The sequence below is a fragment of the Staphylococcus simulans genome, from assembly GCF_025561465.1.
In the GTDB taxonomy this organism is placed as follows: Bacteria; Bacillota; Bacilli; order Staphylococcales; family Staphylococcaceae; genus Staphylococcus; species Staphylococcus simulans.
On record NZ_CP095100.1, the window covers coordinates 904,475 to 927,175 of the forward strand.

Here is a 22,701-nt window from a genome sequence, read left to right on the forward strand (position 1 = left end):
TAGTTTTGAATGTATAAACATTCCATTGTCTGGCGACAATGGCAAAGAGGTCACACCTGTTCCCATGCCGAACACAGAAGTTAAGCTCTTTAGCGCCGATGGTAGTCGGACTTACGTTCCGCAAGAGTAGGACGTTGCCAGGCAATGATATTAATCCACAGTAGCTCAGTGGTAGAGCTATCGGCTGTTAACCGATCGGTCGTAGGTTCGAGTCCTACCTGTGGAGCCATATGGCCCCGTGGTCAAGCGGTTAAGACACCGCCCTTTCACGGCGGTAACACGGGTTCGAGTCCCGTCGGGGTCATTACATATTGGAGAATTAGCTCAGCTGGGAGAGCATCTGCCTTACAAGCAGAGGGTCGGCGGTTCGAACCCGTCATTCTCCACCATTTTGAATTATATATTTGTCGGAGGGGTAGCGAAGTGGCTAAACGCGGCGGACTGTAAATCCGCTCCTTCGGGTTCGGCAGTTCGAATCTGCCCCCCTCCACCATCTAATGGGCTATAGCCAAGCGGTAAGGCAACGGACTTTGACTCCGTCACTCACTGGTTCGAATCCAGTTAGCCCAGCCATTAGAGCCATTAGCTCAGTTGGTAGAGCATCTGACTTTTAATCAGAGGGTCAGAGGTTCGAATCCTCTATGGCTCACTCTTGCACCCTTGTGATAAGGGTGCTTTTTTTATTGCATTTTTTCCTTTGCTATTTGAATTCAAGTATATAATTCAATTGTGTATGTATTTTTATTCTAAGCTAAAGGGGGATGTATGCTATAATTTATATGTATGAGCGCTGTAATAATCAATCATACAGCATTCATTGTAATTAGGTTACCGGAGGAGATGCTATGAATTTTGGCGGCATTTTTGAAAATTTCAATACGGTAAAGTTAATAACAAGTATTCTAGACTTGCTTATAGTCTGGTATGTGATTTATCTGTTAATCACAGTATTCAAAGGTACTAAAGCAATCCAACTACTCAAAGGTATCATTGTTATTGTAATTGGTCGTTGGGTCAGTGCTGCTTTAGACTTGACTACTACTGCAAGATTGTTTGATATGGTTATCCAATGGGGGTTCTTAGCTATCATTGTGATCTTCCAACCAGAAATCAGACGTGCACTTGAGCAGTTAGGTAGAGGTAACCTGTTTAAACGCTATGTTGCTAATTCATCAGCAGATCAAGAGAAATTGATTAAAGCAGTTGGCGGAGCAGTACAATACATGGCCAAACGAAGAATTGGTGCTTTAATTGTGTTTGAGAAAAAGACAGGTCTTCAAGATTACATTGAGACAGGTATACCAATGGATTCTGATATTTCACAAGAGCTTTTGACGAATGTCTTTATTCCTAATACACCGTTGCATGATGGTGCAATGATTATTCAAGGAACAAAGATTGCAAGTGCTGCTTGTTATTTACCACTTTCTGATAGTTCTAAGATTTCAAAGAGTTTAGGAACAAGACACCGTGCTGCAGTAGGTATCTCAGAAGTTTCTGATGCATTTACCGCAGTGGTATCTGAAGAAACTGGTTCTATTTCTGTGACGTTTGATGGAAAATTACGTAAAGACATCTCACTAGAAGTCTTTGAAGAATTATTAGCTGAACATTGGTTTGATACAAGACTTCCAAAGAAAGGCGTGAAGTAGAATGTTTGAGAGCAAATGGGGTTTAAGATTTGTAGCATTTGTCTTAGCATTAGCTTTCTTTTTAACAGTGAACAATGTCTTTGGAGATATCTTTGGAACATCTAAACTATCACAAACTTCAACACGCACAATTTCGAATGTACCTGTAGAAGCTACATATAACAGTAAAAATTTATACGCTTCAGGCATACCTGACAGCGTAGACGTTCAAATTAAAGGTACGCAATCCAAAGTGTTGAAAGCAGAACAATCAGATGACATTAAAGTCGAATTAGATCTAACTAAAACATCATTAGGTCGTCACAAAGTTGATTACGTTATTAAAGGTTTGGATAATGAAGTAGAGGGTACTGTTAATCCTAAACAAGCGACTGTTAATCTTGAGAAGAAAGTAACAAAGATGATGACAGTAACGCCTGATGTGAGTGAATCGTACATCAATTCTAACTATCAAATCAAAAATCAAACTGTGACACCAAAGAAAGTTAAAGTGATAGGTGGACAACATCAAGTAGATAGTATTGCTTACTTAAAAGCAACATTCAAAAATGATACAGATATCAACGACGATACAACAGATGTCGGTGAAATTGTAGCTTTTGATAAAAACTTGAAGAAACTTGATGTGATTACAAAACCAAGCACTGTTAATATTACTGTAGAGTTAGAACCTTACAGCAAGAAAGTAGATATTAAAAAGAAAGTTATCGGTAAATCAAATTCTAAGTTAAATGCTGATAATGTTAATTTGTCTAAACAACAAATTGAAATTTTTGGAAATAGAGATGAGTTAAGTGATATCCATAGTGTAACAGCAGTAGTTGATTTAGCAGACTTCGAAAATTCAGATGAAGCTGCTGTGAAGATGGAATTACCTAACAAAGTTAAAGATGCTGATGCGGGCGATATCAAAGCTACTATATCAGCGAAATAAATTAAGCATTAAAGGAGAATTTTGAAATGGGCAAATATTTTGGGACAGACGGAGTCAGAGGTGTAGCAAACGAAGAATTAACTCCAGAGCTGGCTTTTAAACTAGGTAGATACGGCGGTTATGTTTTAGCGCACAATGAAGACAAGAAGCATCCACAAGTCCTTGTAGGACGTGATACACGTGTTTCTGGGGAAATGTTGGAATTTGCGTTAATCGCAGGTTTAATTTCTATCGGTGCTGAGGTAATGCGATTAGGCGTTATTTCTACACCAGGTGTAGCATACTTAACAAAAGAAATGGATGCTGAATTAGGTGTTATGATTTCAGCTTCTCATAATCCAGTGGCAGATAACGGAATTAAATTCTTCGGCTCAGACGGCTTTAAATTATCTGATGATCAAGAACAAGAAATTGAAGCATTATTAGACGAAGAAAATCCTGACTTACCACGTCCAATCGGAAATGATATTGTTCAGTATTCGGACTACTTCGAAGGTACTCAAAAATACTTAAGCTATATAAAATCAACTGTCGATGTTAATTTTGAAGGTTTAAAAATTGCGTTAGATGGCGCAAATGGTTCAACATCACAACTTGCACCATTCTTATTCGGTGATTTAGAAGCTGATACAGAAGTTATTGGTTGCAGCCCAGACGGCTACAATATCAATGACGGTGTCGGATCAACGCATCCAGAAGCTTTAGCGCAAACAGTTGTGGAAACTGAAAGCGACTTTGGTTTAGCTTTTGATGGAGATGGAGACCGTTTAATTGCTGTCGATGAAAAAGGTAACATTGTTGATGGTGACCAAATCATGTTCATTATTGGTCAAGAAATGTCTAAAAACCAAGAATTGAACGATAACATGATTGTTTCTACTGTTATGAGTAACTTAGGTTTCTACAAAGCATTAGAAGCAGAAGGCATCAAATCTAATAAAACTAAAGTTGGCGACCGTTATGTAGTAGAAGAAATGCGTAGAGGCAATTACAACCTTGGTGGTGAACAATCAGGCCACATCGTAATGATGGACTACAATACTACAGGTGATGGTTTATTAACAGGTGTACAATTAGCAGCTGTTGTGAAATTAACAGGTAAACCATTAAGCGAACTTGCTGAACAAATGAAAAAATACCCACAATCATTAATTAACGTACGTGTAACAGATAAATATGCAGTGACTGATAATGCTGATGTTAAAGCAGAAATGGACCGCGTAGAAGCTGACATGAACGGTGAAGGACGCATTTTAGTACGTCCTTCAGGTACAGAGCCATTAGTACGTGTCATGGTAGAAGCTGCAACAGATGAAAAAGCTGAAAGCTATGCACAACAAATCGCAGATGTAGTTAAAGAAAAAATGGGTTTAAATGAATAATTAACTTTGAAGAACTGAGACTGGTAAGAAAGTCTCAGTTCTTTTTAATTTAAAGAATAGAACAGCTAAACTAAATTATTCAAAATTAATGATAACTTTGATGAAACAATATTAGTTAATAGTAGAAACATAATTTGAAATAGAAAAAATTGCAGTTAGCAAAAAACTTTAGAGTGTAAGCGGATACAGGTTGTGAAAATAGTTGCATTTATAAAATCACTCATTGTAAAATACTTATATTACGTGTAAAAGGGGGATAGACAGGTTAAACCATAATTATAGCGCCCGTACAATGACAAGCTGGAATTTGCGTAGATTTATATCTTAGAGCAGAAGATGTAATAGCAAGCATAGCTTTAAATTGTCGACGAGGAAGACAGTGATCGGATTATCGGCGGATGCTGTCTCGGATAAGGTCAGTCGTAAGTTTACAAGGTAAAACATTGAGGTGACTCGATGCACAAAGTTTGTAAACAGACCCAAGTTTATATTTTTGAACGGTACTCACACAAGGGGATTAGTACGTCTATTTTGTAGAGTTCAAGTGAGAAGGGACTCTATAAAGTAAATTTAGGCGGAATCAATTTATATTCGATACAAAAAATTTAATATGAAACTGAAAGATTCCCCGTGAAAAGGGTAACCGTTAGGAATGAAGAATACGGAGGAATTGAATTATGTGTGGAATTGTAGGATATATCGGATATGATAATGCGAAAGAAGTATTGTTAAAAGGCTTAGAGAAATTAGAGTACAGAGGTTATGACTCTGCAGGAATTGCACTTGTGAATGATGAAGGTACGACAGTATTTAAAGAAAAAGGTCGTATTGCAGATTTAAGAAATGTAGCTGACAACAGTGATGTAGATGGAACAGTAGGAATTGGTCATACACGTTGGGCGACACATGGTGTGCCGAACTATGAAAACTCTCATCCGCATCAATCAGCATCTAAACGCTTTACTTTAGTTCACAATGGTGTGATTGAAAACTATGAAGAATTACGTGATCAGTACGTATCAGATGTGAATTTCTTATCTGAAACAGATACTGAAGTTATCGTACAATTAGTAGAACATTTCTCAAATGAAGGCTTATCTACTGAAGAAGCTTTCACTAAAGTCGTTAAATTACTACATGGTTCTTATGCCTTAGCATTATTAGACGAAGAAGACCACGATACAATCTACGTGGCGAAAAATAAATCACCATTATTAATCGGTGTTGGTGAAAAATTCAACGTTGTTGCATCAGATGCTTTAGCAATGTTGCAAGTAACAAATGAATATAAAGAAATTCACGATCATGAAATTGTTATTGTTAAACGCGATTCAGTTGAAATCAAAGATTTAGATGGCAATGTACAAGATCGTGAAACGTACACTGCTGAAATCGATGCGGCTGATGCTGAAAAAGGTGTTTATGATCATTACATGTTAAAAGAAATTCATGAACAACCTGCTGTTATGCGTCGTATTATTCAAGAATATCAAGATGACAACGGCGACTTGAAAATGGACAATGCGATTATCGATGAAGTCGCACAAGCTGACCGTATTTATATTATCGCAGCAGGTACAAGTTATCATGCAGGTTTAGTAGGTAAAGAATTTATCGAAAAATGGGCAGGTGTCCCAACAGAAGTACATGTCGCTTCTGAATTCGTATATAACACACCATTATTATCTAAAAAACCATTATTCATCTATATTTCACAATCAGGTGAAACAGCAGACAGCCGTGCTGTATTAGTTGAAATGAAAAAACGTGGTCATAAAGCATTAACAGTAACAAACGTACCTGGTTCAACACTTTCACGTGAAGCGGATCATACGTTATTATTACATGCTGGACCAGAAATCGCTGTAGCTTCTACAAAAGCTTATACAGCACAAATTGCAGTACTTGCTATCTTGTCTCAAATTGTGGCTAAACGTCATGGCCAAGAAGAAACTGTAGACTTATTACAAGAACTTGCGAAAGTCGCAAATGCGATGGAAGCAATTGTAGACGATGCTGAATACATGGAACAAATTGCGAAAGATTTCTTAGCAACAACTCGTAATGCCTTCTTTATCGGTCGTACAATTGACTATAATGTCAGCTTAGAAGGCGCATTAAAATTAAAAGAAATTTCATATATTCAAGCAGAAGGATTTGCTGGCGGTGAATTAAAACACGGTACAATTGCTTTAATTGAAGATCAAACACCAGTGATTGCTTTAGCAACACAAGAGAATGTTAATCTATCAATTCGCGGTAACGTAAAAGAAGTTGCTGCACGTGGTGCGCATACTTGCATTATCTCAATGGATGGATTAAACAAAGCAGGAGACACTTATGTCATTCCTCAAGTAAATGAATTGTTAACACCACTTGTATCTGTAGTTCCATTACAATTGATTGCATACTATGCAGCATTACACCGTGATTTAGATGTGGATAAACCACGTAACTTAGCAAAATCAGTCACAGTAGAATAATTGATTATTAACGAAACTGTCATTCTCTTTGCAGAGTGGCAGTTTTTTTATTTGAAGAAAGTTGCGAAAACAGTCTGAAAATGCCATAATCAAGGCGATAACAACAACTTGGAGGAAAAGTAATGGATAATGTAAAAGCGATATTCTTAGATATGGATGGAACGATTTTACAAGAAAATAATAGAGTATCAGATAAAACAACAGAAACAATCAAACAATTACGTCAAAATGGATACAAAGTCTTTATTGCAACAGGACGTTCATTTGATGAAATTGAACATTTAACACCTGAAAACTTTGAAATTGATGGTGTTATCTCATCTAACGGTACAAGAGGAGACGCAGAGGGTGTCACTATTTTTGAACATAGTCTGACATATGAAGCAGTAACTGAAATTGTAGAAAGTGCGAAAGCACAACATATTTATTATGAAGTCTTTCCATTTAGCGGTAAACGTATGATTTTAAAAGAAGACCGACAATGGATTGAAGCAACTTGTGCAGGCGATACACCACCGAATAATGTAGGTATCAGTGAATGGAATTCTCGTAAGCATGCTTTAAATGGCAACGTGAACTGGGTAGATACATTACCGCAAATGCAATTTTCTAAAATTTATATGTTCACACCAGATTTAGAGAAAATCACGAAATTCAGAGAACATTTAATTGATGAACAGAAACAACTAGAAATCACAGTTTCCAACTCATCACGTTTTAATGCAGAAACAATGGCAGAAGGTATCGATAAAGGAACAGGTATTAAAGAAATGATTGAACACTTTAATATTCCTCAATCAGATACACTTGTAATTGGTGACAGTGATAACGACCGTTCTATGTTTGCTTTCGGTCATTATACAGTCGCAATGAAAAACGCACGCCCTGAAATTCAAGCACTGACAAAAGACGTCACTTCTTATACAAATGATGAAGATGGCGCAGCACGTTATTTAGAATCTAATCTTTTGAATCAATAAATAGAAAAAGCGTATGAAGGACTTGTTATAATTCCTTCATACGCTTTCTTATTGCTTATTTTTTAAATTCATCAGAACGTTCATCAGAACGTTCATCAATCTCTTTATTCTTTGATTGTAAGTGATCAAAAGTTGTATCTTGATAAACTTCTTTATCATTTTCTTTTGCAGTTTCTTTCGTTTCTGTTTCTTTAACAGGAGCTGTTGTTTCTTCTTGTTCTTTTTGTTCTGCTTTTGCTTGTTGTTTACGTTGTTGACGAGAAGGTGCACGGTGAGGTACAACCCCATCAGTCACTGTACTGAAGAATGCGATAATCGCATTAACGTTTAAGTAATAAACGACAATTCGTACGATGATAATAATGACTAGTAAAACAACTGTTAAAACGCCTGCCACATTTTGTGAAATACTTCTTGTAGAGAATGCGACAAGTTGAGAAACAGGTGTTTCTAGAATAATAACAATTAAATCTAATACTACAAGTCCAAGTAATAGTTTGAACCATGAATGATGACCATTTTTCATAGATTTAAATGCGTGTTTAACATCTTGGAATGCACCGGCCTGACGGTCTTTAAAGTATGCGACTGTATATGCAATCATGATGTATGTGAATGTCCAAATAAAGAATGATAATACAATCGCTAAAATAGTTAGCGCGATCAATTGAACAGCGATGTATACACCGACATGTTCCATAAAGTAACTTTGTCCGCTTCTCAACAACGCTCCGATACCTAAACTGAACAATTGAGTCAGTAAGTAACGAATCAGACTCAGTATCGCGATAAAGAGTAAAGTAAACAATGCTAATTTAACAGCTCTTAAATAGCTGCCTTTTTTAAATGCTTCTAAAGCATCAAGCAAGCTGACTTTTTCTTTATGGATACCTTTATAAATAATATTGATGGCACCTGCAGCCAGGTGATATCCAGCAAAAATAAAGAAAGCTAATGGTATGATAAGACTGATAATCACCGGTAATAAAATTTGCGGTGACATAGATTGATACATCATCGCCATAATAAACATCGAGATGCTCTGTGTTAACGGCTGTAATGTCAATCCAGTCAGTAATAGAAAGACAATAAATGTTAGAATACTAAAAAGAGCTATTTTAACATTTTGCGGTTTTGCGTTTTGTATTGCATGTTTATGAAATTTAAACAATGGCTTAGCACTCCTTTGATATGATATAAACACAATATCAAAAAAATGCTTGGTTTCAAATTAAAAAATCAAGATTATAAGCAAAATGTAATGTTTTGTTTCATTATAAACTTTAATGAGGGTGATAGTATGAAATTTGCAGTATTTACAGATGTCCACGGAAACATGGATGCATTGGCTACAGTCTTAAGAGACATTGATAGAAGAGGTGATATTGATCATATTTACAATTTAGGAGATATTATTGGAATCGGTCATAATACGAATGAAGTTTTAGGTATGGTCACTTCACGCGATGATATTACATCAATTGCAGGCAACCATGACGAAGCAATTATGTCAGTCATCAATCAAACACCATATCCAGAAGATTTAAAAGATAAGTTTTACGAACATCATCATTGGATTGCTGAACATTTAAACCCACAGTATTACGAGTATTTAAATCAATTACCGAGAACGTTTAACTTAGAAGTGGCCGGCCAAAAAGTATTAGGTATTCATTATGAAATTGAAAATATGATGTTAGAACAACCTATAGATAAAGTGCCGTTCAGTCCAATTGTTGAACCGACAGCATCGCATATGGCACATCTATTTAAAGATAAAGAAGCGGATTTGATTCTATTCGGTCATAATCATACGTTGCATCATTTTATTTATGAAGATGTTGCTTACTTTAATCCAGGTTCAGTAGGATTGAATCGTGCACCTTATACAGTATATGGTATTGTGACTATTACACCTGAACAATTCAATATCGAACATGTCAGAGTAGCTTATGATAATACACGTTTCATTGATGGCTTCGAACAAAAAGATGTGCCAGGCCAACAATTGATATTTGATAAATTTATTCAATAGAGAACGCTTATTAACAAAAGACTAAAAAAACGACGTTTCAGTGATTGCTGAGACGTCGTTTTTTAATATCATATAAATATTCATTTGAATGTTTTAAGGTGTCACGACATGTGAACATAATGTTTCGCGACTATGTTCATTTTGGTCAGACTCTAATTGAATCGTCATATGATGCACATTAAGTTCGTTTAATTGATGCTCAATACGTTTAAGCAATGCCTCGCACTCTTTGATAGATAATGTATCACTCACGACCGCATGACAACTGAATGCATTTAAATCATTAGAAATCGTCCAAATATGACAGTCATGCACATTTTGGATTTCTGTTTCAGCACGTACCGTTTCAACCACTTGATCAATATCGATATCTTTGGGTGTACCTTCCATCAAGATATTAAGTGAATCTTTGATTAAACCGTAACTACTTTTAAGGAGTAATAAAGACACCAACATACTTGCAATAGGATCAGCGATAGTAAAATGGAAAGCCCAAATTAAGAATGCGGCAACAATCGCACCTAATGAACCAAGTAAATCACCTAAGACATGTAAGAATGCGCCGCGCATATTAATATTATGTTCCGTATCTCCGCCACGCAACATAATCCAAGCCACTACAATGTTGACCACTAAACCAATGACACTGATGATAAACATTTCAGTAGAAAGGACTTCAGGAGGTGCTGCAAATCTTCGAATGGCTTCAATCATAATGCCGATACTGATAACGAGTAATAAAACACCATTAAATAAAGCAGCTAAGATTTCAAAACGTTTATAACCAAAGGTCATGTTCATGGTCGCATGACGTTCAGCATATTTAAATGCGAATAATGCTAAGCCAAGAGAAAAAGCATCACTAAGCATATGTACACCATCTGATAGCAAGGCTAAACTGTTCGCAAAAAATCCTCCGATTAATTCAACGACCATAAAGGATGCGATAATAATAAAAGAAAAAGCTAAAACACGTTTGTTGTCGGTATGCACATGATGATGGTGGTGATGATGTGCATGTTCATGAGAATGATTCATAATAAAACTTCCTTTCTAATCAACCGGGTGCTCTGCATGATGGATGGCTTGTGAAAGCAGTGTAACTACGTGTTGATCATCAAGCATATAAATTTTAGATTGACCTTGTCGTTGATCTTTAACTAATTCAGCATGACGCAGTACCTTTAATTGATGCGATACATTTGATTGCGAAAGTTTGAGCGTATGGCTGATGTGACCTACACTGCAAGGTCCTTGTTCAAGTAAATGCATAATTCGGATACGATTGGGTTCACTTAAGGCTTTGAAAATGTCCGTCACTTGTGCGAGTGTACGGCCGCTTAATTCTTGATGTGACATTACTTTCACTCCTCTTATTAATATATGAACATGTATTCATATATAATGTACATCGATTGTATGTATAAGTCAATATCAGAAAACAATGTCTGTTTTGGGTTAACAAATGAAGGGAACAGTCATACCATATAACTAATAAAAAGAGTTAAAACAGATAAGGAGTGAAGTCATTGAGTATTTTATTCTTAGGTGCCAATGGTGGTGTTGGCCATTATGCAGTAAAACAATTAAAAGAAGCAAACCAAGATGTAACAGCAGCTTATCGTAAAGAAGAACAAGTGAGTAATGCAAAAGAAGAAGGTTATCAAGCAGAACTTGTAGATGTTGAAAATGATACGATTGATGATCTTACGAAGAAGTTTAAAGGCTTTGAACAAGTGGTCTTCTCTGTTGGTTCAGGTGGTAGTACTGGTGCAGATAAAACAATCATTGTTGATTTAGATGGTGCAGTTAAAGCTATTGAAGCAAGTAAACAAGCAGGCGTGAAACACTTTGTGATGGTTTCTACATTTGATTCTCGTCGTGAAGCGTTTGATAGTGTACCAGAACTAAAACCTTATACTATTGCGAAACATTATGCAGATAATCATTTACGTGATTCAGGCTTGCACTATACGATTGTGCATCCTGGTGCTTTATTAGATGATCCAGGTACTGGCAAAGTAACGATTGTTGCTCAGTTAGAAGAAGCAGGCAGTGTGCCACGTGAAGACGTTGCTTCTGTCATAGTAAATGTCTTGAGCGACAAAGCATATCAAGGCGGAGAATTCCAAGTCGTTAGTGGCGATGAAGCAATTGATACAGCGTTGACTCAATATTATCAAAACAAATAATCATGATTATAAAATTTGTTTAGGAAGGTCTTTGATGGCCTTCTTTTTTATATGTAATATAGTAAGTTTGTGAAGGAATTTGTTATAATTAAGAAGATAAAACTATGGAGGTCAAAAGTCGATGAAAATTTCGAAAACAAAGATATATGAAAAAATTGCCGACATCTTGTTAGAACAAATTAAATCTGGTGAATATGCTGTCGGGGACAAATTGCCTTCCATTCAAGCGTTAGCAAAAGACTACGGTGTCAGTGTGGCATCTGTACGAGAAGCTTTTAATGCGTTACGTACAATCGGAGTCATTGAAATCAAACAAGGCTATGGGACGTTCGTGACTAAAAAAGAACCGGTGTTCTTTGATTTGAATGAATCAAGTTTGACGCGCAAACAAATTGAAGACTTATTAGAGTTACGAGAAGTTGTGGAACTTGCGACAGTACAAAAAGCTGCGACACATCGAACAGATGAAGATTTAGAAGCATTATCTTCTGCATTGCAATTGATGCAGAAAGCAGTAGGTGATGGAACATCAGGTGAAGCGGCTGATTTAAAGTTCCATTTAGCAATTGCCAGATCAGCACAAAATGAGATGTTATTTGATTTATTGAATAATATTTCTGATGTGATTCAAGAAACAATGAAAGAAACGCGCAGAGTGTATTTATTTGATAAAGAGAAAGCATTACGCCGTTTATATGAAGAACATCAAAAGATATATCAAGCGATTGAACAACAAGATTCAGATAAAGCTGTTCAACAAATGAAATCACATTTAGCAGAAGTACGTGATACAATTCTAGAAAATATTCGCCAAAAATAAACATTAGGAACAAGTCTCATGAAATAGAGGCTTGTTTTTATTTTGCTTAAAAACTGTTCGCGAAATCAAAAAAGTTTGAACAAATTGTTAAACATCTGATGACTAGATGTTTAAATAGCGCTATAATGTACGAGTAATCGTTTCTATTCTTAATCTAAACAGTAATTGTTGTGGGGATGATTACTGCTGCTTTCATGATTAAGAATCTAGAAATCATTAAAAATTTAATAGGGCATATACGTTCACGTAACATGCGCGAGCGGGGAAAGGGTGTAAAATATGAAAGTCAGTTTATTCTCAACTTGTTTAGTTGAAGCTTTCCATACACGCATTGGTGTTGCGACAGTGGAATTGCTTGAAAGACTAGGCTGTGAAGTAGATTATCCGACAGCACAAGTATGCTGCGGACAACCAGCTTACAACTCAGGTTATTTTGATGATGCAAGACAATCAGCTAAACAAATGATTAAAGCATTTAAAGATTCAGATTATGTTGTCGCACCATCTGGTTCTTGTATTACTATGTTTAAACATTATCCAAGTTTATTTGAAAAGGATCCTGTAATGCATAAAGAAGCTATCGCATTGGCAGATAAATCTTATGAGCTTACTCAATTTATCGTTAATGTATTAGGTGTAACAGATGTTGGTGCATCATTAGAAGGTAAAGCAACAATTCATCCATCTTGTCATATCACACGTGTATTAGGCGTTGTGAATGAACCGAAAGAACTATTAAGTCATGTGAAAGGATTAGAATTAGTAGAATTACCTCAGTATTATAACTGCTGCGGTTTCGGTGGTACATTCGCTGTAAAAATGGCTGATGTCTCTAGTGAAATGGTTGATGAAAAAGCACATTGCGTTGATGAAACAGGGGCTGATTACTTAATCGGTGCTGATGCCAGCTGTTTAATGAATATCGAAGGACGTTTAAAACGTATCAATAGTAAAGTAAAAGTACTTCATATTGCGGAAGTGTTGAATCATCAACTTGAAGGGGCGGTGCATTAAGATGGGTATGCGTATCGGAGAAAAAACATTCAAAGAAGCCTTCAAAGTTGAGAAACAAAATAAATTCATGCGTGGTGCGGTAAGTTCTGCACAAGATGGCTTAAGAGTTAAAAAATTAAAAGCACAAGAAGAACTTGGCAACTGGGAAGAATGGCGTCAACTTTCTGCAGAAATTCGTCAACATACATTAGAAAACTTAGATTATTATTTGAATCAGTTATCTGAAAATGTTGCGAAACTTGGCGGTCATGTATACTTCGCAGAAACAAAAGAAGAAGCTTCTAACTATATTGCTGAAGTAGTTAAAAAGAAAAATGCTAAAAAAATCGTGAAGTCAAAATCCATGGTTACTGAAGAAATCAATATGAACCATGTCCTACAAGATACAGGTGCGGAAGTTGTTGAAACTGACTTAGGTGAATATTTACTACAAATTGATGAAGAAGATCCGCCATCACATATCGTTGCACCTGCATTGCATAAAAACCGCGGTCAAATCCGTCGTGTGTTACATGCGAAAGAAGGCTATGAAGGTACTGATGATCCGACAGAAATGGCACGCTTTGTACGTAAAATTATGCGTGAAAAATTCTTAGCTGCAGAAGTCGGTATTACAGGATGTAACTTTGCGGTTGCTGATAGTGGCAGCTTCTGCTTAGTTACCAATGAAGGTAATGCACGTATGTCTACAACTGTACCTAAAACACAAATCACAGTTATGGGTATGGAACGTATCGTACCATCATTTAAAGAAATGGAAGTATTAGTCGGTATGTTATCTCGTAGTGCAGTAGGTCAAAAATTACCAAGTTACGTCACTACATTAACAGGTCCTCGTGGTGAAGGTGAAATCGACGGACCAGAAGAATTCCATTTAGTTATCGTAGATAATGGACATTCAACAATTTTAGGTACACAATTCCAAGAAATCTTACAATGTATCCGTTGTGGTGCATGTATGAACGTATGTCCAGTGTACCGTCATTCAGGCGGCCACAGTTATGGTTCTATTTATCCAGGACCAGTCGGTGCAGTTTTATCACCATTACTCGGCGGTTATGAAGAATATGGTCAATTACCATATGCATCATCACTATGTGCCGCATGTTCTGAAGCATGTCCAGTTAAAATTCCGCTTCACGACTTACTCTTAAAACACCGTCAAGTCGAAGCAGAAGAACTTAAAAAATCAGCATTAGGTGAACGTCTGGTTATGAAAGGTTTCGGTATCGGTACAACTAAACCGCATCTTTTCCAATATAGTATCAAAATGGCAGGACCAGCCCTCAAACCGTTTGCGAATAAAGACGGTTGGGTTGAAAAAGGTCCAAAACCATTACACGCTTGGACACAATCCAGAGATTTCCCAACACCTGAAAAAGAACGTTTCAATCACTGGATGAAAGAACATTTGAAACAGAAAGAGGGTAATCACTAATGACTGGTTCAGTTTCTAATAAAGACAAATTCCTAGCAAATATTCAAAACGCCTTAGAACGTAAAACACCAGAGAAAGTCATCAAACCTGAATGGTCAGTTCAACCACAATACAAAACTTTATCTGACTTATCACAAGATGAATTAGTCGACCACTTAGAACAAGAATGTAAAAACATTCATACTGCATTTGTGAAAACAACTACAGCACAATTGAATGAAACATTGAAAGAAACAATTGAACAGTTTGGCGGCAACCCAGTTGTACGTTTTGATGATCCACGCTTTGATCAATACCACATTGATTTAAGCGCATTTGAAACAACAGTATGGGATGAAGCGCGTCCTGAAGAAAGTAAAGCAGCAGCGCAAACTGCACAAGTGGGTATTACTTTCAGTGATTATTGTTTAAGTGAAAGCGGCACAATCGTGCTATTCTCAGGCAAAGGACGCGGTCGTGCAGTAAGTTTAATGCCTGAAACTTATATTGCGATTATTCCTAAATCGAATATTGTTCCAAGATTTACTCAAGCAGCAGACGGCTTATTCGATAAAAACCAAGAAGATGCACGTTTCCCATCATGTGTAAACTTCATTACTGGTCCATCTAACTCAGCTGATATCGAAATGAATTTAGTTGTGGGTGTACATGGTCCAGTGAAAGCGGCTTATATTGTTGTAGAAGATATCTAGAAACCATAAATTAATTATATAAAAATGCATAAATCCCCGAACCATACAATTAACAGTATGACTCGGGGATTTCTCTGTATTTAAAAAGACCTAAGCTTTTCCAGAGCTTAGGTCCTTATGCAAATTTTTTATCAGTGTGAGCTGCATCAGCAACCCGTTCGATATTAATCATTTTTATTACCTTATGTAGCATATGTTAAGGTATTATTAACATACTTCTATTATAAAGGTTAACAGACAGCTAGCACAAGCAATAATTAACAGAAAATGTAGATTTAATAGAGAAAATGATAAAAAATATCAAAAGTATAAAAAAGAATGTGAAAAAAACATACATTGATTGAAATTTTGATGATTAAGTTTTGTAAAAAAATTATGGATACTACCACCCTGAACAAAATATTGTTATAATATGCTAGATAACGCTAACATGAATGAATCCATCAAGAAATCAGAGATAAAGATATCGATACATAATAAGGTACGGTTTGAAAAAGTAGCGGAGGTGGACAGTTTCAATGCCATTGTTTTTAGACCCGATTTTTAAAGAAAGAATTTGGGGGAGTCACCATTTATCAAAATATGGTTATTCATTACCTGAATCAGATATTGGAGAAATATGGACGATTTCTGCGCACCCACATGGTGACAGTGTCATTTCAAATGGTCCATTTAAAGGTCAAACACTTAGCTATGTTTGGCAAACACATAAAGAATTATTTGGAGATTTTCCAAGTGCGCAATTTCCATTAATGGTTAAAATGATAGATGCACAAGAAGCATTGTCGGTACAAGTACATCCAGATACTGCTTATGCCTATGAGCATGAAGACGGTGATTTCGGTAAAAAGGAATGCTGGTACATTATTGAAGCGGATGAAGATGCTGAAATTATCTATGGTTTGAATACAGAGTCTAAAGATGATTTTGTAAAAGCTTTAGATCAAGGTGAACACAAGGATTTATTTAAACATATCCCAGTTCAAGCAGGTGACTTTTTCTTTGTACCTAATGGTATTGTCCATGCGATTGGTAAAGGATTAGTCGTGTATGAAGTAACACAAGCTTCTGATGTCACATATCGTATTTATGATTATGAACGTGTAGATGCACAAGGGCAGCCGCGTGATATGCATATCGATAAAGCCAAAGATGTCGTTGAAGTACGTGAAGATAGTCCGAATGTGATACCAGAATCAGAAATTATTGAAAATCATAAACGAACAACATACATTACACATGATGCCTTTACAGTCGTTAAATGGGAAATCACAGGAACATTAAATTATATGAAACCAAGAGAGTTTTGTTTAGTCACAGTGTTACATGGCGAAGGCCAATTGATTACAGATGGTGATGTTTATGAAATTGCGTCAGGCAGCAGTTTTATACTGACATCTGAGGATTTAGATAACATCTTTGAAGGTGACTTAACAGTTATGATTACGTATGTTTAAAGAAACAGAGGTGTAACAGCATGCGCAAGTTTTTATATATCACTTTAATTTGCGGTATTTTATCAGGTGCAGGGGTCTTTATGAATTTCCCTAAGTATCCAAACTTGATGATTCCAGCTGCGTTTTCAATTTTAGGAATTCTATGTGTATTACTTACTATTCCAGATAAACAAACGAGCAACATGTTGAAGTTAGGCGGATTTTTAATTAATTTCATGCCGTTGATGGCAATTTTACTAATGCCGAGATAATGAGTTTGACTTGTATCAAAGAGAGGCATTTGATATAAATAGCTAGAATGAGATTTGCAATATAGGGTTGAAGCTAACAGCCGCGAAATGCGTATATTGCACTTAAATCAATATATTTATGAAGAAGGAGCAGTATCAAAATGAGTGAAGAAACAAACTATTTCTGGCTGAACTGTGGTTATAATCGTTGGAATCATAATGAACCTTTAGTAGGCCAGACGACATTGTTTGAATCAGGGGCACAATTCAATCCTACGCAAGGCTTTCGAGCATTTAAAAAAGCAGAACCAGGTGATAAAGTCATCTTTTATCAAGTTCAAACAGATGCTGGTTTGCTTGGAAGCGGTGAAATCATCAGTGTCCAAACAGGTGCACAACACAAAATCCGCGTACAATTTCGTTTAACTGAAGCTTTGAAACCATTAACTGCAGATTACTTAAAACGCAGTGAACAGTTAGAATTTCGTATCAATAACATGAAAGAAACATTGTTCAATCAAATCGCTAAAGAAGAATTTGAATTAATTGAACAACTTGGTAAAGGGACTACACAAGTGCCGAGATACTTCTTCTTAGCTGAAACCAAAGACTTTGAACCGGGTGAAACGTATACATTATTTACACATACGTTCAACGGGATTAAACGTAACGGCTATCATTACTACACGCAACTTGAAATTGGCGATAAACTTGTTTTTTATAACCGTAATGCGGATCATTCTGTGGTAGGTTTAGGTGAAGTAACACAACATATTCGTGAGTTGCCGCCAATTCAAGGACGTACAAATAGTACTGCAATTGAAGTCCGCTATGATGAAGATATCAATCCGGTAAATTTAGCGACGTTAAATAAACATCCAAGATTAAAGAACTTATACTACTTACAAGAAAATGCCAAACAGGCCATCGCAAGTATGTCTCAAGCACAATTCGATGCGATTCTTGAAATGAGTCGCAATGATAGTGTGAAACCACAATTTGAAGCCATCAAAAAAGATGATGCTGTAGCACAAACAGAAGATGAAATTAAACCATTTATTTTATTAGTGATTCAAGATAAAGATCGTGCAGAAGGCTTAAAAGCTGCAGAGAATCTACTACAAAAAACCAATGCAAAACCTGTTATTACCACAGGACATCCTGACTTCTCTGAAGATATGTTATATGGAAAGTATTTACCAAATGAAGCAGGAGCACTTTATTACAGAGAAGGTTTCATTACAGAATTGATGCCGAGAACAGATCGTAGCTATTTAGTCATTGATAACTTCAATCGTATTGATCCAGATATTTTCCAAACGTATATCAATGTGTTAGAAGGTTATGAAGTGACATTGCCACGTTATAATCGAGATGGTTCTATGATCAGATGGTCACGTGATAAAGATTCTTTCTATCACTTTAATCCAAACTGGCATATCATCGGTGTCACATATGATGATTTAGAAACGATTAAACAAAAATACTCAGAACAATTCTTAAAATATGCACGAATTGTCAAAGTAAATCACGACTAATATAGATATGAGTCTTAGAGGGTTACGTCCCATCTAAGACTTTTTTTAATGAAAAATTAATGGTAATTCTAAACGGGTATATTAAATAATAGATGAAAGACTGAACGAGAAAGGAGTAATAGAATGCCGATTATTTATTATGATGCAAACTGTGTGTATTGCTATAACTATGCGATATGGTTAATTAGACACGGTTTATCTAAAAGTTATGAGTTTGCGACATTAAAAGGTACTGCAGGCCAAGAATTAGAACGCAGACATCCAGGTATATTAAAAATGAATACTGTCGTACTGCAAGAAGGGGACCATCTTTATTTCAAATCTACAGCTATCGCAAAATTGTTGATGTCATTAACAGAAGAAAAATGGATAGGTGTCCTATTAACGCTTGTACCGAAACCATTGCGTAACTTCGGTTATGATTTATTTGCGAATAACCGAGATAAGATGTGGCATGCAGAATGGCAAGAACCTACTGATTATGAACGCTCATTCTTTATTGAATTGCCTAAGAATATTTAATTGAGAATGAAAATAAAATGAACTACTTGTTTATAATGGGCAAGCATTAAATGTCACATCCTTTTAAATGGCTTAGTAATAAGTGTTATTAATGTGTTAAAAGCTTCCAAGCAGGGTAAAGTAATAGAGAAAGCAGATACAACATCTTAGAACTCTAGTTTATAATAATTTTAAATTAGAGGAGATATAGCTTTACAGATTAGAATGATTATAATATAATAACTATTACAAAGAGAGAAAACGACAACTTAAAGGAGCGATTATTTTTATGGCAAATAAACAAGATGTAGTAAATGTATTAAACGAACAAGTAGCAAACTGGACAGTATTATATACAAAAATTCACAACTTCCATTGGTTTGTGAAAGGTCCTCATTTCTTCTCATTACACGTTAAATTTGAAGAATTATATAACGAAGCAAGTGAACACATTGATGAATTAGCAGAACGTATCTTAGCAATCGGCGGCAGCCCAGTTGCGACATTGAAAAATAGCTTAGATGTAGCAATTGTAGATGAAGCAGAATCAGAAAAAACTGCTGAAGATATGGTTCAATCAATTTCTAAAGACTTCACTAACATTTCTGAACAACTTGCTAAAGCAGTAGAAGTTGCAGGAGATGCAGAAGATGATGTATCTCAAGATATGTTAATCGCATTACAAACATCAGTTGATAAACACAACTGGATGTTCCAATCATTCCTAGGCAAATAAGCACCAATCAAATAACTTATAATGATAAAACCAAGCCGTGGTCAAGAAGAACCATGGCTTGGTTTTTCTTTTGTGAAAGTATTTTAAAGTTTCATAAAAGGATGTTGAAAAATATATTATGCGTTCTATAATATAGATGTGAAAGTTGATGAGGTGATAACGGGATGAATAAATTAATTGCGGGTACTTTGGCTGCTAGTTTATTATTAACAGCTTGCGGCAGTACATCAGAACAAAACGACAACAAGGAGAACAAGCAATCAGCACAACAAGACACTAAAAAAGCACCACAACCTAAACAACAACATCAAGTGAACAAGAAAAATGGTGTGACAACTGTTGATGGTTTAATGTTAGTGAATAAAAAGGTATCGATTTCAAAACACTATAATCGTGGAGAAAATCAAACAGCGAGACAACATTTAAATGAAATGATGCAAGATGCGAAAAAAGAAGGATTAAATATTGTCTATCGCAGCGGATTCAGATCTTATCAAGAACAAGTCGGACTTTATAATAGTTATGTGGCTCGTGATGGTCAGAAAGCCGCTGATAAATATAGTGCTAGACCTGGCTTTTCTGAACATCAAACAGGCTTAGCTTTCGATGTGGGCACACCACCAGGAAATAAAGATTTCTTAGAAGCATATGGTGAAACACCTGAAGGTAAATGGCTTGCTGAACATGCGCATGAATATGGTTTTATTCTTCGATATCCGAAAGGTAAAGAACATATTACAGGTTATCAATATGAACCTTGGCATTTCAGATATGTCGGCCTTAAACATGCGAAAGACATCCATAATCAACATCAGACATTAGAAGAATATCTAGATTATGGTTATGATAAGAAATAATATTAAATGAAATTATAAAAAAAGGCGAAGCTGAGTTGAGCTTCGCCTTAAAATATATTGAATAGATTATGCGATTTCTAACGCAATTTCCATCATTTGTGTAAATGAGTTTTGACGTTCTTCAGGTGTTGTAGCTTCATCACGTAAGATGTGGTCACTTACTGTGAAGATACCTAATGCTTTTTTACCTGCATAAGTTGCGTTTAAGTATAAACCTGCAGATTCCATTTCAATACCTAAAATACCCATACGTTGCCATTGTTGGTTGAATGTTGAGTCAGCGTTATAGAACGTATCAGAAGAAAGGATATTACCAACATGAGTCGTTGCGCCGACTTTGTCTGCAACATTTTTAGCTTCGACCATTAAATCAAAGTCAGCTAATGGTGCGAAATGACCAGGAATGTTGTATTGATCTACATAGTTAGAGTTTGTAGAAGCACCTTGTGCAATAATAATATCGTAAAGATTTACGTCTTCTTGTAATGCACCACATGAACCGATACGAATAATTGTATCTACATCAAACGTGTTATAAAGCTCATATGAATAGATACCAATACTTGGAATCCCCATACCTGAACCCATTACTGAAACTTCTTTACCTTTATATGTGCCTGTATAACCGAACATATTACGAACTTCGTTAAATTGTACGACATCTTCTAAATAATTATCTGCGATATATTTTGCGCGCAGCGGGTCACCTGGCATTAAAACTGTTTTCGCGATTTTAGCACCATTTGGTTGAATATGCGGTGTACCTTGAGTCATATTTATCTGCTCCTTTAATAAAAAATAAGTTAAGTTAAAGATAACACGCAAGCCTATAATTTGCGAGAATTACTATACACAGTTGGGCTTATTTAATGACAATTCAGGTATGATTTCATTAAAAGAGTGAAATTGAAACAAGTTGAACATCTCTTATATTTTAGCGAGTTAAAATATTTGGTAAAATGATAATTGAATACGTTATATTATATGTGAAAGTAAACAACCAAATTGGAGGATGTATACAAATGAATTATGCGAAGTATATTGATCATACTTTATTAAAACCAGATACTACTTTAGAACAAATTGATAAGTTGATTGAAGAAGCAAAGGAATATCAATTTAAATCTGTATGTATCAACCCGACTTACGTGAAACATGCGGCAGAAGCATTAGCAGATTCTGACGTACTAGTATGTACAGTCGTCGGATTCCCATTAGGCGCAAATACAACAGCGACAAAAGCATTTGAAGTAGAAGATGCAGTGAAAAATGGTGCAGATGAATTAGATATGGTTATTAATATCGGTGCATTAAAAGACAAACGCTATGATGAGGTACAACAAGATATTGAAGCGGTTGTTAAAGCTGCTGATGGTCGTACCGTTAAAGTGATTATCGAAACAGTGTTACTGACAGATGAAGAAAAACGTAAAGCATCTGAATTAAGTAAAGCAGCAGGTGCACACTTTGTGAAAACTTCTACTGGCTTTGCTGGCGGCGGCGCGACAGTTGAAGATGTAAAATTAATGAAAGAAGTCGTTGGCGACGCATTAGAAGTCAAAGCTTCAGGCGGCGTTCGTAACTTAGAAGACTTCAAAGCTATGCTAGATGCAGGCGCAACTCGTGTAGGCGCAAGTGCAGGTGTACAAATTATCCAAGGACTAGAATCAGATTCTGATTATTAATAGAAATAGATGAAAGAAAAGATGCGATGCGATGCTTAATTGTAAATATGATTAGGTATCGTATCTTTTTTTGAG

Annotated in this window: 22 protein-coding genes, 6 tRNA genes and 1 rRNA gene; 25 read left to right on the forward strand and 4 right to left on the reverse strand. The window is 35.9% G+C overall.

Translation table 11 applies throughout. The features are described from left to right. Positions 1–28 precede the first annotated feature (28 nt). The 12 genes from rrf (at position 29) to MUA87_RS03970 (ending at position 7,431) form a co-directional block, all read left to right on the forward strand. Positions 29–143, forward strand: a 5S ribosomal RNA gene (rrf, locus tag MUA87_RS03915). Between the two features lie 11 nt (positions 144–154). Continuing rightward, positions 155–229, forward strand: a tRNA-Asn gene (locus tag MUA87_RS03920). Positions 230–232: 3 nt separating this feature from the next. Beyond that, positions 233–304, forward strand: a tRNA-Glu gene (locus MUA87_RS03925). Between the two features lie 9 nt (positions 305–313). Beyond that, positions 314–389 (forward strand) — tRNA-Val (locus tag MUA87_RS03930). Positions 390–409: 20 nt separating this feature from the next. Next, positions 410–493: transfer RNA gene (locus MUA87_RS03935), tRNA-Tyr, on the forward strand. Between the two features lie 5 nt (positions 494–498). Next, positions 499–573: transfer RNA gene (locus tag MUA87_RS03940), tRNA-Gln, on the forward strand. A gap of 3 nt (positions 574–576) precedes the next feature. Next, positions 577–649, forward strand: a tRNA-Lys gene (locus MUA87_RS03945). A gap of 196 nt (positions 650–845) precedes the next feature. Then, positions 846–1,652, forward strand: a complete 807-nt coding sequence (gene cdaA / locus MUA87_RS03950; RefSeq protein ID WP_002481840.1) for a diadenylate cyclase CdaA — start codon at positions 846–848, stop codon at positions 1,650–1,652. A gap of 1 nt (position 1,653) precedes the next feature. Next, complete coding sequence (locus MUA87_RS03955; protein WP_002481839.1) at positions 1,654–2,586, forward strand: CdaR family protein; 933 nt, start codon at positions 1,654–1,656, stop codon at positions 2,584–2,586. 26 nt (positions 2,587–2,612) lie between these two features. Next, positions 2,613–3,968: a phosphoglucosamine mutase gene (gene glmM / locus MUA87_RS03960; protein ID WP_002481838.1), complete on the forward strand. Its 1,356-nt coding sequence runs from the start codon at positions 2,613–2,615 to the stop codon at positions 3,966–3,968. Positions 3,969–4,645: 677 nt separating this feature from the next. Beyond that, on the forward strand, positions 4,646–6,451 hold the full coding sequence (glmS, locus tag MUA87_RS03965) for a glutamine--fructose-6-phosphate transaminase (isomerizing) (protein ID WP_002481833.1): 1,806 nt from the start codon (positions 4,646–4,648) through the stop codon (positions 6,449–6,451). Positions 6,452–6,573: 122 nt separating this feature from the next. Beyond that, positions 6,574–7,431, forward strand: coding sequence for an HAD family hydrolase (locus MUA87_RS03970; RefSeq protein WP_262551320.1), 858 nt, complete (start codon positions 6,574–6,576; stop codon positions 7,429–7,431). Positions 7,432–7,486: 55 nt separating this feature from the next. On the opposite strand, the gene MUA87_RS03975 is transcribed toward MUA87_RS03970, so the two are convergent. Next, positions 7,487–8,602 (reverse strand): hypothetical protein, encoded by a 1,116-nt coding sequence (locus tag MUA87_RS03975; RefSeq protein ID WP_262551321.1) that lies wholly within the window; start codon positions 8,600–8,602, stop codon positions 7,487–7,489. Between the two features lie 129 nt (positions 8,603–8,731). Here MUA87_RS03975 and MUA87_RS03980 point away from each other — a divergent pair, with 129 nt between their 5' ends. After that, the gene (locus MUA87_RS03980) at positions 8,732–9,466 is read left to right on the forward strand and encodes a metallophosphoesterase family protein (protein WP_057510765.1); all 735 of its coding nucleotides are present in this window, start codon (positions 8,732–8,734) and stop codon (positions 9,464–9,466) included. 93 nt (positions 9,467–9,559) lie between these two features. Here the strand turns inward: MUA87_RS03980 and MUA87_RS03985 are convergent, their stop codons facing one another. Further along, positions 9,560–10,507 carry a cation diffusion facilitator family transporter gene (locus tag MUA87_RS03985; RefSeq protein ID WP_070848210.1) on the reverse strand — a complete coding sequence of 316 codons (948 nt, stop codon included), beginning with the start codon at positions 10,505–10,507 and terminating at the stop codon, positions 9,560–9,562. 12 nt (positions 10,508–10,519) lie between these two features. Further along, entirely contained in the window at positions 10,520–10,825 is a 306-nt protein-coding gene (locus MUA87_RS03990) for an ArsR/SmtB family transcription factor (protein WP_002481828.1), read from the reverse strand. 170 nt (positions 10,826–10,995) lie between these two features. Here MUA87_RS03990 and MUA87_RS03995 point away from each other — a divergent pair, with 170 nt between their 5' ends. The 11 genes from MUA87_RS03995 (at position 10,996) to MUA87_RS04045 (ending at position 20,941) form a co-directional block, all read left to right on the forward strand. Continuing rightward, a complete protein-coding gene (locus tag MUA87_RS03995; protein WP_262551322.1) occupies positions 10,996–11,658 on the forward strand; it encodes an SDR family oxidoreductase in 663 nt (220 codons plus the stop codon). A 121-nt stretch (positions 11,659–11,779) separates the two neighbouring features. Then, complete coding sequence (locus MUA87_RS04000) at positions 11,780–12,478, forward strand: FadR/GntR family transcriptional regulator (RefSeq protein WP_023016322.1); 699 nt, start codon at positions 11,780–11,782, stop codon at positions 12,476–12,478. Positions 12,479–12,757: 279 nt separating this feature from the next. Then, positions 12,758–13,492, forward strand: coding sequence for a (Fe-S)-binding protein (locus MUA87_RS04005; RefSeq protein WP_023016321.1), 735 nt, complete (start codon positions 12,758–12,760; stop codon positions 13,490–13,492). Between the two features lies 1 nt (position 13,493). Continuing rightward, positions 13,494–14,930 (forward strand): LutB/LldF family L-lactate oxidation iron-sulfur protein, encoded by a 1,437-nt coding sequence (locus tag MUA87_RS04010; protein ID WP_262551323.1) that lies wholly within the window; start codon positions 13,494–13,496, stop codon positions 14,928–14,930. Further along, the gene (locus MUA87_RS04015; RefSeq protein WP_023016319.1) at positions 14,930–15,622 is read left to right on the forward strand and encodes a LutC/YkgG family protein; all 693 of its coding nucleotides are present in this window, start codon (positions 14,930–14,932) and stop codon (positions 15,620–15,622) included. The genes MUA87_RS04010 and MUA87_RS04015 overlap by 1 nt, the downstream gene beginning before the upstream one ends. A gap of 518 nt (positions 15,623–16,140) precedes the next feature. After that, positions 16,141–17,079 (forward strand): mannose-6-phosphate isomerase, class I, encoded by a 939-nt coding sequence (manA, locus tag MUA87_RS04020; RefSeq protein ID WP_262551324.1) that lies wholly within the window; start codon positions 16,141–16,143, stop codon positions 17,077–17,079. Positions 17,080–17,099: 20 nt separating this feature from the next. After that, complete coding sequence (locus MUA87_RS04025) at positions 17,100–17,330, forward strand: hypothetical protein (protein ID WP_002481822.1); 231 nt, start codon at positions 17,100–17,102, stop codon at positions 17,328–17,330. Positions 17,331–17,470: 140 nt separating this feature from the next. Beyond that, the gene (locus MUA87_RS04030) at positions 17,471–18,847 is read left to right on the forward strand and encodes an EVE domain-containing protein (RefSeq protein ID WP_262551325.1); all 1,377 of its coding nucleotides are present in this window, start codon (positions 17,471–17,473) and stop codon (positions 18,845–18,847) included. A gap of 123 nt (positions 18,848–18,970) precedes the next feature. Beyond that, positions 18,971–19,369, forward strand: a complete 399-nt coding sequence (locus tag MUA87_RS04035; RefSeq protein WP_002481820.1) for a thiol-disulfide oxidoreductase DCC family protein — start codon at positions 18,971–18,973, stop codon at positions 19,367–19,369. 268 nt (positions 19,370–19,637) lie between these two features. Then, positions 19,638–20,084 carry a Dps family protein gene (locus MUA87_RS04040; RefSeq protein ID WP_002481819.1) on the forward strand — a complete coding sequence of 149 codons (447 nt, stop codon included), beginning with the start codon at positions 19,638–19,640 and terminating at the stop codon, positions 20,082–20,084. A 164-nt stretch (positions 20,085–20,248) separates the two neighbouring features. Then, on the forward strand, positions 20,249–20,941 hold the full coding sequence (locus tag MUA87_RS04045) for a D-Ala-D-Ala carboxypeptidase VanY (RefSeq protein ID WP_002481818.1): 693 nt from the start codon (positions 20,249–20,251) through the stop codon (positions 20,939–20,941). Between the two features lie 66 nt (positions 20,942–21,007). Here the strand turns inward: MUA87_RS04045 and deoD are convergent, their stop codons facing one another. After that, positions 21,008–21,715 (reverse strand): purine-nucleoside phosphorylase, encoded by a 708-nt coding sequence (gene deoD / locus MUA87_RS04050; protein ID WP_002481817.1) that lies wholly within the window; start codon positions 21,713–21,715, stop codon positions 21,008–21,010. Between the two features lie 248 nt (positions 21,716–21,963). Here deoD and deoC point away from each other — a divergent pair, with 248 nt between their 5' ends. Continuing rightward, the gene (gene deoC, locus MUA87_RS04055) at positions 21,964–22,626 is read left to right on the forward strand and encodes a deoxyribose-phosphate aldolase (protein WP_002481816.1); all 663 of its coding nucleotides are present in this window, start codon (positions 21,964–21,966) and stop codon (positions 22,624–22,626) included. The last annotated feature ends 75 nt before the right edge of the window (positions 22,627–22,701 follow it).

Bases quoted from the DNA above. Each gene is read 5' to 3' on its own strand.
- cdaA (WP_002481840.1), top strand. From the start codon at position 846: ATGAATTTTGGCGGCATTTTTGAAAATTTCAATACGGTAAAGTTAATA.
- MUA87_RS03955 (WP_002481839.1), top strand. From the start codon at position 1,654: ATGTTTGAGAGCAAATGGGGTTTAAGATTTGTAGCATTTGTCTTAGCA.
- glmM (WP_002481838.1), top strand. From the start codon at position 2,613: ATGGGCAAATATTTTGGGACAGACGGAGTCAGAGGTGTAGCAAACGAA.
- glmS (WP_002481833.1), top strand. From the start codon at position 4,646: ATGTGTGGAATTGTAGGATATATCGGATATGATAATGCGAAAGAAGTA.
- MUA87_RS03970 (WP_262551320.1), top strand. From the start codon at position 6,574: ATGGATAATGTAAAAGCGATATTCTTAGATATGGATGGAACGATTTTA.
- MUA87_RS03980 (WP_057510765.1), top strand. From the start codon at position 8,732: ATGAAATTTGCAGTATTTACAGATGTCCACGGAAACATGGATGCATTG.
- MUA87_RS03990 (WP_002481828.1), bottom strand. From the start codon at position 10,825: ATGTCACATCAAGAATTAAGCGGCCGTACACTCGCACAAGTGACGGAC.
- MUA87_RS04000 (WP_023016322.1), top strand. From the start codon at position 11,780: ATGAAAATTTCGAAAACAAAGATATATGAAAAAATTGCCGACATCTTG.
- MUA87_RS04005 (WP_023016321.1), top strand. From the start codon at position 12,758: ATGAAAGTCAGTTTATTCTCAACTTGTTTAGTTGAAGCTTTCCATACA.
- MUA87_RS04010 (WP_262551323.1), top strand. From the start codon at position 13,494: ATGGGTATGCGTATCGGAGAAAAAACATTCAAAGAAGCCTTCAAAGTT.
- MUA87_RS04015 (WP_023016319.1), top strand. From the start codon at position 14,930: ATGACTGGTTCAGTTTCTAATAAAGACAAATTCCTAGCAAATATTCAA.
- manA (WP_262551324.1), top strand. From the start codon at position 16,141: ATGCCATTGTTTTTAGACCCGATTTTTAAAGAAAGAATTTGGGGGAGT.
- MUA87_RS04025 (WP_002481822.1), top strand. From the start codon at position 17,100: ATGCGCAAGTTTTTATATATCACTTTAATTTGCGGTATTTTATCAGGT.
- MUA87_RS04030 (WP_262551325.1), top strand. From the start codon at position 17,471: ATGAGTGAAGAAACAAACTATTTCTGGCTGAACTGTGGTTATAATCGT.
- MUA87_RS04035 (WP_002481820.1), top strand. From the start codon at position 18,971: ATGCCGATTATTTATTATGATGCAAACTGTGTGTATTGCTATAACTAT.
- MUA87_RS04040 (WP_002481819.1), top strand. From the start codon at position 19,638: ATGGCAAATAAACAAGATGTAGTAAATGTATTAAACGAACAAGTAGCA.
- MUA87_RS04045 (WP_002481818.1), top strand. From the start codon at position 20,249: ATGAATAAATTAATTGCGGGTACTTTGGCTGCTAGTTTATTATTAACA.
- deoD (WP_002481817.1), bottom strand. From the start codon at position 21,715: ATGACTCAAGGTACACCGCATATTCAACCAAATGGTGCTAAAATCGCG.
- deoC (WP_002481816.1), top strand. From the start codon at position 21,964: ATGAATTATGCGAAGTATATTGATCATACTTTATTAAAACCAGATACT.